Origin of the sequence: Streptomyces sp. 2323.1, assembly GCF_900221035.1 — a bacterium.
Taxonomy (GTDB): Bacteria; Actinomycetota; Actinomycetes; order Streptomycetales; family Streptomycetaceae; genus Streptomyces; species Streptomyces sioyaensis.
Genome location: NZ_LT907981.1, coordinates 4,275,309 through 4,289,433, shown reverse-complemented (window position 1 = coordinate 4,289,433; position 14,125 = coordinate 4,275,309). Strand labels below are relative to the sequence as shown.

Sequence of the window (14,125 nt, the reverse complement as noted above, 5' to 3'; positions counted from 1 at the left end):
GAAAAATTCTCGAAAAGATCCGGGGTCCGGATTGCGGGAAGACACGCTGACAAAATTAACTGGGCTTCACAATGCAATGCCCATCGCTGTACAAATGAAAAAGCATTGATCCCAATCAGCCGGATCCGGAGCATCACCCCATGTCAACAAGGGGTCGCTCCACGAAAGGACCGATATCCGTGGCGCAGCGCGTAGTAGTAACGCTCTCCGATGACATCGACGGAGGAGAAGCCGCAGAGACGGTCGCCTTCGGATTGGACGGGAAGTCGTACGAGATCGACCTCAATCCCGCCAATGCGAAGAAACTGCGCGGTGCCCTCGCTCCGTTCGTCGAGGCCGGCCGCAAGCGGGCCAAGTCCGGCAAGGCCTACCACCGCACCGCGGTGACCCCCGATCCCGCGGCCGTCCGGGCCTGGGCCCGCTCGAACCAGATGGACGTCCCGCCGCGCGGCCGGATCCCGAAGAAGGTGTACGAGGCCTTCAACGCCGCCAATCACTAACCGACTTACCGGCGTCCCCCGGCCCGGGCACAGCCGACTTGCACAGCACCCCTACTGATCAGCTAGAGTCTGGAGCACGCCGAGGGGCGAGGCCGACAGGCCGGACCTCACGGAGTCACGCGGGTGTAGCTCAGTAGTAGAGCGCCCCCTTTCCAAGGGGGAGGCGCAGTGTGCAATCCCTGTCACCCGCTCTGACTGCTCGACCAGTCCAATGGATCAGGTAGAGTAGCTGTCGCGCCGCTCGGTGAAAGCCGAGTGGATGCCTGCGGACGTAGCTCAGTTGGTAGAGCGCAACCTTGCCAAGGTTGAGGTCGCGAGTTCGAGCCTCGTCGTCCGCTCAGAATAAGAAGGCCCCGGTCATCACGACCGGGGCCTTCTGCATTTCTCTGGATCCCTTCACGCACTCCGGTCACTTCCCGCACTCCCGGAACCGGCAACTGACATTTGTCCTCGGCTGCGATGACGGGCCGCACTGACCGGAACCGTGATCCGGCGAAACGCTGGACTCATGAACGTCGGCCGGGCTCATGAACGTCGGGGGAGAAAACCCTCGCGAGCGGGGCCGGAAGCGCCCCTTCAGGGGGTGGTGTGATCGACGTCACGGGGCTTCGCAGGCGCAATGTCGCCGCTGTCCGCCGCCCCGACGGCCGGAGGCAACGGAGCGGTCCTTCGGCGGCCGGAGCCGTTCGAACGGTCGGCACTCCGGATCACGCGGCTGTCCGGCGGGGCACGATGAGCGGCGCGGGCCGCGAACGGAGTGCCGCTCCGGGCGCGGAACGTGGGGATAGCGCCGCGCGGACCGGGCGTCAGATCCGCATCCCGGGAAGGGGATTTTCTCCGGATGGCAAAGGGGCCGGGGAAGCGTGAGGGGAAGTAGGGAACGCCATCTGGGCAATGCCGCGGCGAAAAATTCGGCGGAAACCGGGAGTGCGGTCCGTCTGCTGCCCCTGGGGCGGGCCGAGTTGACGCTTCCGGGCCGCAACAAGTCCGCGCCGGCCACTTCGTCGGACATCCCGGTGGCCAGGACGATCGCGGGGAAAGAGGCGATCGGCGGAATGGGCCTGGTCGCACCGGACTGTCGGCCGAAACGATGTTGCACGGCGTCCTGATCTTTGCCGTCCACTCCCCCTCGTGGGCGCCTATGCCGCGCGGTGCGGAGAAAAGGCGCTCACGCGGCTGTGCACCGGTGAAGTGACGATCCGGAAATCCTGGCCGGCCTCGCGTTCCCGTCCGTGTTCCTCGGCTGGATCTGCAGAGGCGGGCGCGGGCGGTGGGGCGGTGTGGCGGTGGCCACATCGTCGCGGGGTGAGGTGCCGGGCTGCCGGGCGGTGATCGTGACGAGCCACGGGCGGACGGGGCATCGGGAGCGGGCGCTGGAGGTGGCGGTGCGGGGCTTCGTGCCGACGACGGTGTCGGCGTAGTGGCCGGCCGGGAGCGTCCGCACGGTGTGCCTCGGAAGCCGTTGTGCGGGCCCGGAGTTGGTGGCGGACGCGATCGGCGCCGGGGGCTCGCCGCCGGCCGTTCGGGAGGCCGAACCGGGGGAATGCGCGGTGGCCGGGGCGGCGGTCAGGGAGATCGGCCGGCGGGCGTCGCCGTCGCCGGGGACGGTCCAGGAGCACCGCTCGGCGGCGAGCGTGAAGCCGGGCGCGGAGATCTGCCGGGCGGCGGCGCGGCTCACCTGCCAGCGAGGTTGGCTATAGTGGTCCCCGCACCGCGCGGCGGCGACTGATTCCAGGAGCCTTGTGCGGGGCATGCGGACGTAGCTCAGTTGGTAGAGCGCAACCTTGCCAAGGTTGAGGTCGCGAGTTCGAGCCTCGTCGTCCGCTCAGAAGGGGAAGACCCCGGTCGGTAGAGATATCGGCCGGGGTCTTTTCGTGCGCCCGGGCCCCGAGGCCCGGGCCGCGTGCGGCTACGACCAGGGAAGACCCGTCAGGCGCTGGTAGGCCTCGGCGTACTTGGCGCGGGTGCTCTCGACGATCTCTTGCGGGAGGGCGGGCGGCGGGAGCTCGCCCGTGCGGTCCCAGTCCGCGGCGGGGGAGGTCAGCCAGTCGCGGACGAACTGCTTGTCGAACGACGGCTGGGCGCGGCCCGGCTGCCACAGGTCGGCCGGCCAGAAGCGCGAGGAGTCGGGCGTCAGGACCTCGTCGGCCAGGGTCAGCCGCTCCCCGTCGAAGCCGAACTCGAACTTGGTGTCCGCCAGGATGACGCCGCGCTCACGGGCGACGTCGCGGGCCCGGCTGTAGACGGCGAGGGTCGTGTGCCGCAGCTCGGCGGCGACCTCGGCACCGACCTGCTGGGCGACCTCCTCGTAGGAGACGTTCTCGTCGTGGTCGCCGACGGCGGCCTTGGTGGCCGGGGTGAAGATCGGGGCGGGCAGCTCGGAGCCGTCGACGAGGCCTTCGGGGAGAGCCAGTCCGCAGACCGTACGGGTCTGCCGGTATTCGGCCAGGCCCGAGCCGGTGAGGTAGCCGCGGGCCACGCACTCGACGGGGACCATGTCCAGCGACTTGCAGACCAGGGTGCGGCCCTCCCAGTCGGCGGGGGCGCCGGCCGGGACGTCGGTGGACAGGACGTGGTTCGGGACCAGGTCGGTGAGCTGCTCGAACCACCACAGGGACAGCTGGGTGAGGATGCGGCCCTTGTCGGGGATCTCGGTGGGCAGCACCCAGTCGTAGACGGAGGTGCGGTCGCTGGCAACCATGACCAGCTCGCCGGCGGCGTTCCGGTAGAGGTCGCGCACCTTCCCGGTGTGGAGGTGGGTGAGCCCGGGGACCTCCACCGGCTCAGGCTTTTCTACAAAACCGGGCACGCTTCCTCCGCGTAGGTTGATCCAGGAATCCCCTCGATTCTCCCTCACCCCGGGCGGTGGTGACGGGCGGGGGCCGGATGCGCCCGGTGGCGGTGATCGTCGCCCGCCGGAGCAGAAGCCTCGGCGGGCGATCGGCCCGGGGGCGGTCACCAGGGGTGCGGCTTACGGCAACGTTTCTGCCGACCTGGGCTGCCGGGTTCAGTCGCGTTTGCAGATGCGGTCGAGGAGGTTGGCGGTGGCGCGCTGGATGCGCTGGTCGACATGGCCGGGGCGGTCGAGGGCGGGGGACCAGGCGAAGGTGCCGGAGGCGAAGACCCAGGCGCCGCTGGGGGCGCGGTAGAGGGAGGTCTCCTGATGGCGGCGGGCACCTTCGGTGTCGCGGTAGGGGGAGTGGGCGAGCAGGATGCGTTCGCTGTGGTCGGGGAGGCTGGTGCGGGGGAAGTAGCGGTCGGCTTCCCCGGCGACCAGGCCGGGCAGTTCGTCGCCCTCATGGGCGCCGGTGGCCTCCCACAGCCAGTGCTCGCCGTTGCGGACGACCAGGGGCGCCGGCTCGGGGACCCGTCCGGCGTACTGAATGCCCATCAGCCGCTGCTCGGGGTCGCCCAGCTCGCGCCAGAGCGCGGGACGGCCGGGGCCCTGCCGCTTGCGGCACTTCAGCAGCGAATCCGGGCCCGAGGGCGACGGGGAGAGCTCGACCTGCCAGTACATGGTGTTGGCGGACAGGAAGACGAGGGAGGTGCCGGTGTCGCGGGCGCTCTCGACCGTGCGGCGCATGGGCACCGACCAGTATTCGTCGTGGCCGGGGAAGACCAGGCCGCGGTAGCGGGACGGGTCGACCCGGCCGGCGTGCAGATCGCGGGCGTCGGCGTAGGCGAGGTCGTAGCCGTAGCGCTCCGCCCAGCGGATGAAGTCGTAGGCATGGCCGACATGGAGGGGCAGTCCGGCGCCGGCGTAGGGGCGGTTGAAGGAGACGGTGGTGGCGGCGTCCCGCTCGCCGAGCAGCGCGCCCTGCTCGTCCCAGGCGTGGTAGAGGCTGGCGCCGGCGCGGCCGTCCTCCGGGTAGAGGTTGTAGGCCTGCCAGGTGATGTCGGGCAGCAGCAGGAGGAGGTCGGCGGGCTGGTTGTCGCGGACCGTGAAGGGGATGTGGGAGCGGTAGCGGCCGTCGGCGGTGGTCAGGACCGCGACATAGGCGCCGAGGTTCCAGTACGTGGGGACCTGGAGGCGCCAGGACAGCCACCAGTGGTGGCAGGAGACCGTGCGCTCGACCGCCATCGGGGGCGGCTGGACGATGCCGGCCAGGCGGGGGCTGGTGGTGACCTTGTGGGCGCCGGTGCCGCCGTAGTGGCCGATGCGGTAGATGTCGATGCTGAACGGCTGGGGCGGATCGACCGAGACCCGGAAGTCGATGGCCTCGCCGGGAGCCACTGCGCCGGTGCCGGCGAAACCTTTGATCTGGCGGTGGACGTCATCGGCGGTGCGCGGGCCGTTGTGCTTGTGGGGTACGGGCTCACGCAGATCGCCCTGGGCCACGGCGGGGTCGACGTACCAGGGAATGATGCGGCCGGATTCGAAGTACGTCTCACTGCCGCGCAGCCAGGGCAGCGGGCCCTGTCCGAACGGGTCCGTGACCGCGTGCGCCAGCGCACCCGATTCCCAGCGCCTGATCTGATCCGTCGCCACCTTCCACTCCCCTCCCGCATCCCCCGTCGGCCCGGGCCGACGGGCCGGTGCTGCGCCCGGCTGAGCAGACCCGGCCGGCCATCCCCCAGCACATCACATTACGCACTCACTTCGTCACCCTTCGTCGTGAATTTAGAGGGCACCGCCCCCGAAATGCGAACTGGAAGGGAACATTCAGCCGGTGGGGCGAGCGGCCCCGGACGTCCGGCCAGGATCTCGCTGCCCGATGCGCGTCCTTACGGCAGCGGTCGCGGGCAGCTGCGGCCGTCGAGTCATACCAGCCGGACCGGCTTTTCGGGGCGGACGCCGACGGTCGTCAGCCAGCCGCGGAGCGGCCCGGCATCCCCGTCGTCGACCAGGCTGAGCACCGGGCGGCCGAGATCTGCCCGGCGGGCGCCGTCGACCAGCAGCGCCGGGCCGTCGAGCCAGTCCAGGCCCGGGGTGGCACCGGCGGTGTCGACGGCGGCGCAGCAGACCATGGCGGTGACGTGGTCGGCGAGGAGTTCGCGGCCGGTACGGGGCGGTTGCAGCGGGAACAGCGGAAGGCCGCCCTCGGCCAGGCCGTCGCCCCAGGCCACGCCGATGGCGGCGTCCTGCTCGCAGCGGCCGCGGGCGGCCTGCCGGGCCGCCTCCTCGCGCTCCTCCCGCTCGACCTCCGCACCCAGCCGGGCGGCCACCAGGTCGCCGGCGCGCTCGTCCTGGGCGAGCCGGTCGATGACCCGGGCCAGCGTCGGGCCCGGGGCCGGTGCGGCCGGCGGGCCGTCGGCGGGCGGTGGGCTCTCGGTGCGCGGCGGGCCGTCGGCGGGCGGGCTCACGGCCGGGCCGCCGTCGGGGCCGGGCGCTGCCGGGCGGCGGCCCGCGGGTGCATGGGCCGGGGTGTGGGCGTACGTGAGGGGCGAAGCGGCGGGGTCGGCTCCCGTGGTGGGCGGGGCCGCGGGCAGCGCGGTGGCCGGAAGATTGTCGAGAACGCGATGGAGGCGGGCGGCCTCCAGGCGCCATTTCCGGTCCACGACCTCTTCCGGATACTGCTGCCAGCCGACCGGTGACCAGTCCGGTCCCGGCTCGGCGGGGCCGCCGTGGAAGAGCCGGGCGGCCAGCAGGGAGGCGGCGCGGTCGATGGCGCCGGGCTCCTCCAGGAGGTCGCAGGCGGGGCGCTCGCCGAGGCGGGAGGCGAAGCCGTCGGCGAGGCGGTCGCGGCGGGAGAGTTCGGTGAGCGCGGAGACCACGCCGGCGTCCAGCCGGGACGGCCAGCGGCCCATCCGCCAGGCGGGCAGCGCGACCCGGGTCAGCAGCCGGTCCCAGCCCGCGTACGCCAGGCCGACCTGCTCCTGGGCGACGATCCGCAGGCCGTAGTCGACGTTCTGGGCGCGTTCGGAGGCGGCGGCCGCGACGGCGCGCTCCATGATCGTGGCGTGCTCGCGGCCGGCGCGCAGCAGCAGCCGCGCGACCCTGCCGACGAAGCGCAGCGGCAGACCGCGCAGCCGGCCTCCGGCGCGGGCCGAGACCGCGACGGCGGCGTCCAGGCCGCGGATGAACCGGCGGGCGGCGGCTATGTCGGGGTGGGCCGAGGGGCCGGTGCCGGCGACGACGGGCGCCAGCAGGGCGCGCAGCTCGGCGACCCGCATCCACCACAGGAACGGTGAGCCGATGACCAGGACCGGCGCCTCGGGGGCCCGGCGCCCCGCACCGTCCGGTCTGCGGAGGCGGCGGGGCGGGCCGTGTGCGCGGTGGGTGCGGTCCTCCAGCCAGCTGTCGCAGTCCGGGGTGAGCGCTATGGCGGAGGGCGCGGGGACCTCCAGGCGCTCGGCGAGATCGCGGACGAGGCGGTAGAGATCGGGGGCCGATTTCTCGGAGATCGGCACGGACGGGCTGAGGGCGGGCCGGGCGCGCGCGACGACGGCGGTGACCAGCCCGGCCAGCAGCAGGCTGACCACGGCGGCACCGCCGGCGATCCAGCCGGCGAGATCCCAGCCGGCGCCGAGCCGGCCGGTCGCCCGGCCGGCGAACAGCACCACGGCCACCGCCGCGGGCAGCAGCGCCACCGCTCTCGCCGTGCTGCGGATCCGCAGCACGGCAAGGGCGCGGGCACGCGCCGCCAGGACGCCTGTTTCCGGACTTGCCACGAGCCTGTACACCCCCTGCTGTCCTGACGGAGCCGGACGGAGAGAACACGGGACGGACGTACGAGATGTGCGCGTCGGGTGGTGCGAGCCAGCGCACCCACCACCACTGTGGCACCGGCCACTGACATCGCAATGCCGGTGAGCCAGTTGCCGGACGCCACCGCGGCAACCGTGCCGGATTCCGGCCCAACCACCGCAGGACGCTTGCGCGGCACCCTAGTTGGGGGTGCGCGCCCCGTCAGCGGGATATGTGGTGCGGTCACCCGATGGAATGGCTTTGGGCAAAGCCGGGAACCGGTGCCGGGATGATGTGGGCAGCGGGCGATTCGGCCCTGTCTGCACCCACAAAGACTGGGGCATATGCCACGGTATGTGACATATGCCCCAGAAGAGATCTCGCCGGCCGGAGCGGGTGCGCCCCGCGCGCCCGCTCCCGCTATGCGCCCGGCGCCTGAGCCGCCTCGTCCGCGACCTTGGCGGCGATGTCCGTGCGGTGCTGGGACCCGTCCAGCCGGATCCGCTCCACGGCGCGGTAGGCGCGCGAGCGGGCGGTGGCGAGGTCGGCGCCGGTGGCGGTGACGGACAGCACCCGGCCTCCCGCGCTGAGCACCGCACCGGCGTCGTCACGCTTGGTGCCGGCGTGCAGGACGTAGGCGTCCGGGGCGTCCTGCTCCGCGACCTCGGCCAGGCCCGCGATGGGGTCGCCGGTGCGCGGGGTGTCCGGGTAGTTGTGCGAGGCGATGACGACCGTGACTGCGGCGTCGTCGCGCCAGCGCAGCGGCGGCAGGGCGGCGAGGTTGCCGGTGGCGGCCGCGGTGAGCAGCCCGCCGAGCGGGGTCTTGAGGCGGGCGAGGACGACCTGGGTCTCCGGGTCGCCGAAGCGCGCGTTGAACTCGATCACCCGCACCCCGCGGGAGGTGATCGCCAGGCCCGCGTAGAGCAGCCCGGAGAACGGGGTGCCGCGGCGGCGCAGCTCGTCCACGGTGGGCTGCAGGACGGTGGCCATGACCTCGTCGACCAGCTGGGGGTCGGCCCAGGGCAGCGGGCTGTACGCGCCCATGCCGCCGGTGTTGGGGCCCTCGTCGCCGTCGTAGGCGCGCTTGAAGTCCTGGGCGGGCTGCAGCGGGACGACACTCTCGCCGTCGGTGATCGCGAAGAGCGAGACCTCGGGGCCGTCGAGGAACTCCTCGATGACGACGCGGTCGCAGGCCAGGGCGTGCGCGCGGGCCGTCGCGACGTCCTCGGTGACCACCACGCCCTTGCCGGCCGCCAGACCGTCGTCCTTGACGACGTACGGCGCCCCGAAGGCGTCCAGCGCCTCGTCGATCTCTTCCGGGGTGGTGCAGACGTAGCTGCGGGCGGTGGGGACGGCCGCGGCGGCCATCACGTCCTTGGCGAACGCCTTGGAGCCCTCCAGCTGGGCGGCCTCGGCCGACGGGCCGAAGACCGGGATGCCGCGGGCGCGTACGGCGTCCGCGACGCCCGCCACCAGCGGGGCCTCGGGACCGACGACGACCAGATCGGCCTGCAGACCGGCGGCGAGGTCGGCGACGGCGGCGCCGTCGAGGGCGTTGACCCCGTGCAATTCGGCCACCTCGGCGATGCCGGCGTTGCCGGGAGCGCAGTGCAGCGCGGTGACGTCGGGGTCGAGGGACAGAGAGCGGCACAGGGCGTGTTCGCGGGCGCCGCCGCCGATGACGAGGACCTTCACGGTGGCAGCCTAGACGAGAGCGCCGGCCGGCCGGACGGCGGCCGGGCCCGGGCGGCGGGCGGGCGCGAAGCGGCCGGAAACCGTACGTCGCCGCGGTGGCAACTCTTTCGGGTGAGTTGCCCGATGCCCCTATACCCGACATGGCACTCCTTCCGGGCGGAAAGCGTGTGATCGTGGGGCCGACGCCAGCCGTTCGGCGGTAGGAAGAGGGGGCTGCGTGCAACGACCGTCCCGGATGTCACGCGTGCATCGCACGTATCGGAAGAGAGCCTTGGAGAGGGAGTGCACGGGTGAGTCAGCCGGAGATGCAGCCCGAGGGACCCCCTCGGGAGGGCGGCAGCCCCACGCGGGAGAACGGCCGCCGGGCCTCCGGCCGGAGAGATCTTGCGGGGCGGGTCTTTCCGCTCGGCGACTGGGGCGAGCCGGCCGACCGGCTGGACGCGCTCTATCTGTGGACCGAGGAGGGCGCGCTGCGCGCCGCCGACTGGTATCTGCACGACCGGCTGGGCAAACGGCGCGGGGCGCGGGCGCTGCGGCTGGGTGCCGCGGCCGGGGTGACGGTGGGCGGGGCGCTGCCGCTGCTGGATCTGGCCGGGGTCTGGCCGGGCGGGGCGTCCTGGGGCTGTCTGTCGCTGCTGCTGGCGGCGGTGTGTGTGGGCGCTGACCGGTACTTCGGGGTGACGACGGGCTGGATGCGGGACCTGGCGACCGCTCAGGCGATCCACCGGCGGCTGGAGGCGCTGCAGTTCGACTGGGCGGCGGTCAGCGTGCGCGAGGTGCTCGGCCCGGCCGAGGGCACGGCGGGTGAGGCGGCGGAGCGCTGTCTGGGGGTGCTCCGGCGGTTCAACGAGGACCTGGGGGAGCTGGTGCGGGCCGAAACGGCCGACTGGATGGCGGAGTTCCGGGCCGGGCCGGTGCCGCAGGCCACGCAGTCGATGGTGCCGTGGGCGGCGCCGCGGCAGGAGGGCGCTGCGCCGCAGACGCGGTACCCGCTGCCGCCGCCGGGCACCCGCCCGAACATGCCGCGGCAGCGGCCGCCGGAGTCACCGCGCTGAACGCGGGCCGCCCGCACCGCCGTAGGGACCGGCGCGCGGCGGGAGCGGCCGGGGCTCCCCCGGCTTCCGGCGCCCCGCCGCTCCCCCGCTGCGCCCGTACGGCTCCGGGTCAGCTGAAGACGATCATGGAGCCCTGGCCCAGGCTCCGGGTGGCGGCCGCATGCAGGCCGAGCCACACATGCCGCTCCCGGGCGAACGGGCTGTCGTCCAGGGGCACCGCGCTCGCCCGCTCCTCCAGTGAGGTGGGCCCGGCCGGCGGTGCGGGTGCGGCCGGCGGATTGGCCGGATCGATACCGAGGGACGGCGCGACCAGTTCGAGCTCGCGCAGCAGACCGTGCGAGGAGCCCAGCGGGCCGCCGCCCTCCAGCAGTTCGTCGTTGGCGAGCGGATGCGGGAAGTCGACCGGGACGTACGCACCCGCGTGGTCGTAGTGCCACACCAGATGGGACTCCTGCGCGGTGGCCTCGAACATCTCCAGCAACTGCTCGTAGTCGCCGCCCAGTTCGTCGACCGGGGTCACCTCCAGGCCGCACAGCCGCAGCAGATAGGCGCGGCGCAGGAAGTGCAGTGCGTCGTAGTCGAAGCCGGCGATGGGCGCGACGTCACCGGAGAGCCCCGGCATGTAGCTGAACACCGGGACCGCCGGCAGGCCCGCTTCCGTCAGGGCCTTGTCATAGGCGGCGATCTCTTCGGAGAACGGGTTGTCGGGGCTGTGGCACAGCACATCGACGAGGGGTACCAGCCACAGGTCACATGCCACGAGTGAGAGCTCGCTTCCGGTCGGGAACAGGGACTCCGGCGCACGTACGGCCACGGGTACGGCCCATTACGGCCGACGGTCGGGACAGCGTAGTGCTAGCCGCGCGTTCCGACGAGAGCGAGGGAGTGCTCGTTGTACTCCGCGATCAGCCGCTGGGCGGTGGCCAGGTCGTGGTGGATCAGGGCGTCGGCCAGCGCGCTGTGGCCCTGCCACAGATGACCCCGGAGGTCGGGCTGCCGGCGCAGCAGCGGCACCGCGAACATCCAGGTCTGGACGCGGATCCGGTCGAGGAAATCGCTGATGTAGGCGTTGCCCACGATGCTGCTGAGCTCGCGCCAGAACCGCAGGTCGTAGCCGATGAGGACGTCGAGGTCGCCGGCCCGGGCGGCCCGCTCGGCCTCGTCGGCGCGGCGCCGGATGGAGACCAGCACCTCGGCGGGGGTGGCGCGCAGGGCGAAGTCGGCGCCGCTGCGGAAGATGCCCTCGATGATCAGCGTGCGGGCCTCGACCATGGCGCGGAAGTCGTCGGAGGTGAAGGCGTGCACCTTGTAGCCGCGGTGCTGTTCGACGTCGAGCAGGCCCTGGGCGCACAGATCGAGCAGCGCCTCGCGCACCGGGGTGGCGGAGACGCCGTACTGCTCGGCGATCTCCTTGACGGTGAAGGGGTGGCCGCAGGGCAGCCGGCCGGCCAGGATCTCGTCGCGCAGCGCGTCGGCGATCTGCTGGCGCAGGGTGCTGCGTCGTATGACTGAGCTGTCTCCGCCGGCGGCCATCTCGTGCGTCTCCTTCGCGCCATCCTGACCGCGCAGGTGGGAGCGGCCCCCGCCCACGATAGGCGAGGGCCGCGGCGGGCCGCCGGGCGAGGCTGCTCCAGGAGGTGCCGTGGGGCGGCCGTGACCTGCGGTTTCCGAGCGCGCGGGCACCGCAGGTCACAGCTCGGGCGGTGTGTGCGGCCACCGCCGCCGAGGGCTCAGACGGTGTGTGCGTCGGCCGCCGTCAGGGCCTCGTCGAGGGCGGCGAGGCCCTCCTTGGCCTCGGCCTCGGTGATCGTGCAGGCCGGGACGACATGCGTCCGGTTCATGTTCACGAACGGCCACAGCCCGCCGCGCTTGCATGCCGCGGCGAATTCGGCCATCGGAGCGTTGGCGGCGCCGGACGCGTTGTACGGGACCAGCGGCTCGCGGGTCTCCTTGTTCCTGACCAGGTCCAGGGCCCAGAAGACGCCCATACCGCGGACCTCGCCGACCGACGGGTGGCGTCCGGCGATCTCGTGCAGCGCGGGGCCGATGACCTTCTCGCCGATCTCGGCGGCGTTCTCCACGATCCGCTCCTCGGTCATCGCGTTCATGGTGGCGACGGCGGAGGCACAGGCCAGGGGGTGGCCGGAGTAGGTCAGCCCGCCCGGGTAGGGGCGCTGGTCGAAGGTGGCCGCGATCTCGGCGCTGATCGCCACGCCGCCCAGCGGGACATAGCCGGAGTTGACGCCCTTGGCGAAGGTCAGCAGGTCCGGGGTGACGCCGAAGTGCTCGGCGGCGAACCACTTGCCCGTACGGCCGAAGCCCGCCATGACCTCGTCGAGGATGAAGACGATGCCGTGGCGGTCGCAGATCTCGCGGACCCCGGCGAGGTAGCCGGCCGGCGGGACCATGATCCCCGCGGTGCCGGGCACGGTCTCCAGGATGATCGCCGCGATCGACTGCGGGCCCTCGAAGGCGATGGTCTGCTCCAGGTGCGCGAGGGCGCGCTCGCACTCCTGCGCCTCGTTCTCGGCGTGGAAGGCCGAGCGGTAGAGGAACGGGCCCCAGAAGTGGACGACACCGGCCGAGGCGGTGTCGGAGGGCCAGCGGCGCGGGTCACCGGTCAGGTTGATCGCGGCGGCGGTGGCGCCGTGGTAGGAGCGGTAGGCGGACAGCACCTTGGCGCGGCCGGTGTGCAGCCGGGCCATCCGGACCGCGTTCTCCACGGCCTCCGCACCGCCGTTGGTGAAGAAGATCTTGTCGAGGTCGCCGGGGGTGCGCTCGGCGACCATCCGGGCGGCCTCGGACCGGACGTCCACGGCGAAGCCCGGTGCGATGGTGCACAGCTTCGCGGCCTGCTCCTGGATCGCCGCGACGACCTTGGGGTGCTGGTGGCCGATGTTGGTGTTGACCAGCTGGGAGGAGAAGTCGAGGTAGCGGTTGCCGTCGTAGTCCCAGAAGTACGCGCCCTCGGCGCCCGCGATCGGCAGCGGGTCGATCAGTCCCTGCGCGGACCAGGAGTGGAAGACATGCGCACGGTCGGTGGCCTTGACTGCCGCGCCGGCAGCGGGGTCGGCAGCGGCGGAGGAGGGTTGCGTCGTGGTCACGGTCAGTACCTCGGATCGGGTCGCTCGGGTCCGCCGGGGATGGGCGCGGCGAACGACCTCAGCGTAAGGATCACGGGCTATCGGCCGATACCGACACTATGTATGGCGCTCACCACGTGCGCGGACAGACTGTCTACGGGCCGGCGGAACATCCGGCCTCCGGGCGGCCGGGCGGGGCGGCCAGGCAGGGCGGGCGCGGGGCGGGTCAGCCGGGCGGCCGGGCGGGGCGCCCAGGCAGGGCGGGCGCGGGGCGGGTCAGCCGGCCGTGGGGAACACCGTCCGCACCGCCTGCCGTGAGGGGTGGGCGGTCAGCTCCGGGCGCAGCGCCGACAACCCGCCGCAGTAGGGGGTGAATTCGGCGGCGCGTACCCCGTGGTCGTCCAGCAGCCGGTCCGCCTCGCCCGGCTGGTCCGCCTCGCCCGGCCGGCCGGCGGTCCGGGCCCGGGTCCGTACGAGGACCAGCCCGCCCTCGGCGCGCACCGTGCGGCCGGTCGCCACGTCCCGGCAGCGCAGCGCCGCGTCACAGGTGAGGCGCTGTCCGTCCGCGACCAGGGTGGCCCGGGTGCAGTCGGTTTCGAGGACGCGGCCCAGGCCGTCGGGGACCGCGATGCCGGAGGAGCGCTCCAGTACGGAGGCGAGGAAGTCGCGCGGGGCCGGGCCGAGCGCCGCGTCCCCCGGGAGCAGCGGTCGGCGGTACGTGACCGGTGCGCCGCGCCCTCCGGTGAGCTCGATCTCGAACTGCCGCTCCCCGGTGTCCTCGCAGAGCGCCTCCCGGATCGAGTAGCGCACCCGGCGGCCCAGCCGGTGATCGTGGAAGGACCGCAGATCAGGGGTGTCGTAGTAGACGGAGCGGCAGGAAAACCAACGTCGGCCGTTGTGGCACAACGCCACGAACGCGCCGCCCGGCCTGCGCCGGTCGGTGAGTTCGGCCACCACGGCGGTGAAGACCTCGACCGGGACGAGATAGCTGCGGCCGGACGGATCGAGGAGACCGGCCCGCGCCCGGACGTCGGCGAGCGGCACGGGACGCGCGGCCATGGCGGCGCGGGCGAGGGCACGTACGGCGGGAATCACACGGTCTCCTTCGGCTTGGCGTCGGTGCGTGGCTGTCGGAGGCGCCGTTACGGGAGGCGTCACTCTCTG

Annotated in this window: 11 protein-coding genes and 3 tRNA genes; 5 read left to right on the top strand and 9 right to left on the bottom strand. The window is 72.8% G+C overall.

The features are described 5' to 3' along the window. The first annotated feature begins 179 nt into the window (after positions 1–179). The 3 genes from CPH93_RS18330 to CPH93_RS18320 all read left to right on the top strand — a co-directional run bounded on the left by CPH93_RS18330 (position 180) and on the right by CPH93_RS18320 (position 838). The gene (locus tag CPH93_RS18330) at positions 180–500 is read left to right on the top strand and encodes a histone-like nucleoid-structuring protein Lsr2 (protein WP_026170169.1); all 321 of its coding nucleotides are present in this window, start codon (positions 180–182) and stop codon (positions 498–500) included. A gap of 119 nt (positions 501–619) precedes the next feature. Then, positions 620–691: transfer RNA gene (locus tag CPH93_RS18325), tRNA-Gly, on the top strand. Positions 692–765: 74 nt separating this feature from the next. Next, positions 766–838, top strand: a tRNA-Gly gene (locus tag CPH93_RS18320). An 830-nt stretch (positions 839–1,668) separates the two neighbouring features. Here CPH93_RS18320 and CPH93_RS36435 read toward each other — a convergent pair. After that, complete coding sequence (locus tag CPH93_RS36435; protein ID WP_197708706.1) at positions 1,669–2,178, bottom strand: hypothetical protein; 510 nt, start codon at positions 2,176–2,178, stop codon at positions 1,669–1,671. A gap of 75 nt (positions 2,179–2,253) precedes the next feature. Here CPH93_RS36435 and CPH93_RS18305 point away from each other — a divergent pair. Then, positions 2,254–2,326 (top strand) — tRNA-Gly (locus tag CPH93_RS18305). Positions 2,327–2,409: 83 nt separating this feature from the next. Here the strand turns inward: CPH93_RS18305 and CPH93_RS18300 are convergent. The 4 genes from CPH93_RS18300 to purD all read right to left on the bottom strand — a co-directional run bounded on the left by CPH93_RS18300 (position 2,410) and on the right by purD (position 8,823). Continuing rightward, on the bottom strand, positions 2,410–3,309 hold the full coding sequence (locus tag CPH93_RS18300) for a phosphoribosylaminoimidazolesuccinocarboxamide synthase (protein WP_096213481.1): 900 nt from the start codon (positions 3,307–3,309) through the stop codon (positions 2,410–2,412). A 198-nt stretch (positions 3,310–3,507) separates the two neighbouring features. Then, positions 3,508–4,989 (bottom strand): N,N-dimethylformamidase beta subunit family domain-containing protein, encoded by a 1,482-nt coding sequence (locus CPH93_RS18295; RefSeq protein WP_096213480.1) that lies wholly within the window; start codon positions 4,987–4,989, stop codon positions 3,508–3,510. Positions 4,990–5,261: 272 nt separating this feature from the next. Continuing rightward, on the bottom strand, positions 5,262–7,112 hold the full coding sequence (locus CPH93_RS18290; protein WP_231976882.1) for a hypothetical protein: 1,851 nt from the start codon (positions 7,110–7,112) through the stop codon (positions 5,262–5,264). A gap of 436 nt (positions 7,113–7,548) precedes the next feature. Then, positions 7,549–8,823, bottom strand: coding sequence for a phosphoribosylamine--glycine ligase (gene purD / locus CPH93_RS18285; protein ID WP_096213479.1), 1,275 nt, complete (start codon positions 8,821–8,823; stop codon positions 7,549–7,551). 290 nt (positions 8,824–9,113) lie between these two features. Here purD and CPH93_RS18280 point away from each other — a divergent pair, with 290 nt between their 5' ends. After that, positions 9,114–9,878, top strand: a complete 765-nt coding sequence (locus CPH93_RS18280; RefSeq protein WP_096213478.1) for an SLATT domain-containing protein — start codon at positions 9,114–9,116, stop codon at positions 9,876–9,878. A gap of 109 nt (positions 9,879–9,987) precedes the next feature. On the opposite strand, the gene CPH93_RS18275 is transcribed toward CPH93_RS18280, so the two are convergent. The 4 genes from CPH93_RS18275 to CPH93_RS18260 all read right to left on the bottom strand — a co-directional run bounded on the left by CPH93_RS18275 (position 9,988) and on the right by CPH93_RS18260 (position 14,056). Continuing rightward, positions 9,988–10,638, bottom strand: a complete 651-nt coding sequence (locus tag CPH93_RS18275; protein ID WP_006604666.1) for a hypothetical protein — start codon at positions 10,636–10,638, stop codon at positions 9,988–9,990. 95 nt (positions 10,639–10,733) lie between these two features. Then, positions 10,734–11,411, bottom strand: a complete 678-nt coding sequence (locus CPH93_RS18270; RefSeq protein ID WP_096213477.1) for a GntR family transcriptional regulator — start codon at positions 11,409–11,411, stop codon at positions 10,734–10,736. A gap of 197 nt (positions 11,412–11,608) precedes the next feature. After that, on the bottom strand, positions 11,609–12,982 hold the full coding sequence (locus tag CPH93_RS18265; RefSeq protein WP_096213476.1) for an aspartate aminotransferase family protein: 1,374 nt from the start codon (positions 12,980–12,982) through the stop codon (positions 11,609–11,611). Positions 12,983–13,237: 255 nt separating this feature from the next. Further along, positions 13,238–14,056 (bottom strand): hypothetical protein, encoded by an 819-nt coding sequence (locus CPH93_RS18260; RefSeq protein ID WP_096213475.1) that lies wholly within the window; start codon positions 14,054–14,056, stop codon positions 13,238–13,240. Positions 14,057–14,125 lie beyond the last annotated feature (69 nt).

Excerpts from the sequence above, each read along its gene's own strand:
- CPH93_RS18270 (WP_096213477.1), bottom strand. The coding sequence starts at position 11,411 with ATGGCCGCCGGCGGAGACAGCTCAGTCATACGACGCAGCACCCTGCGC.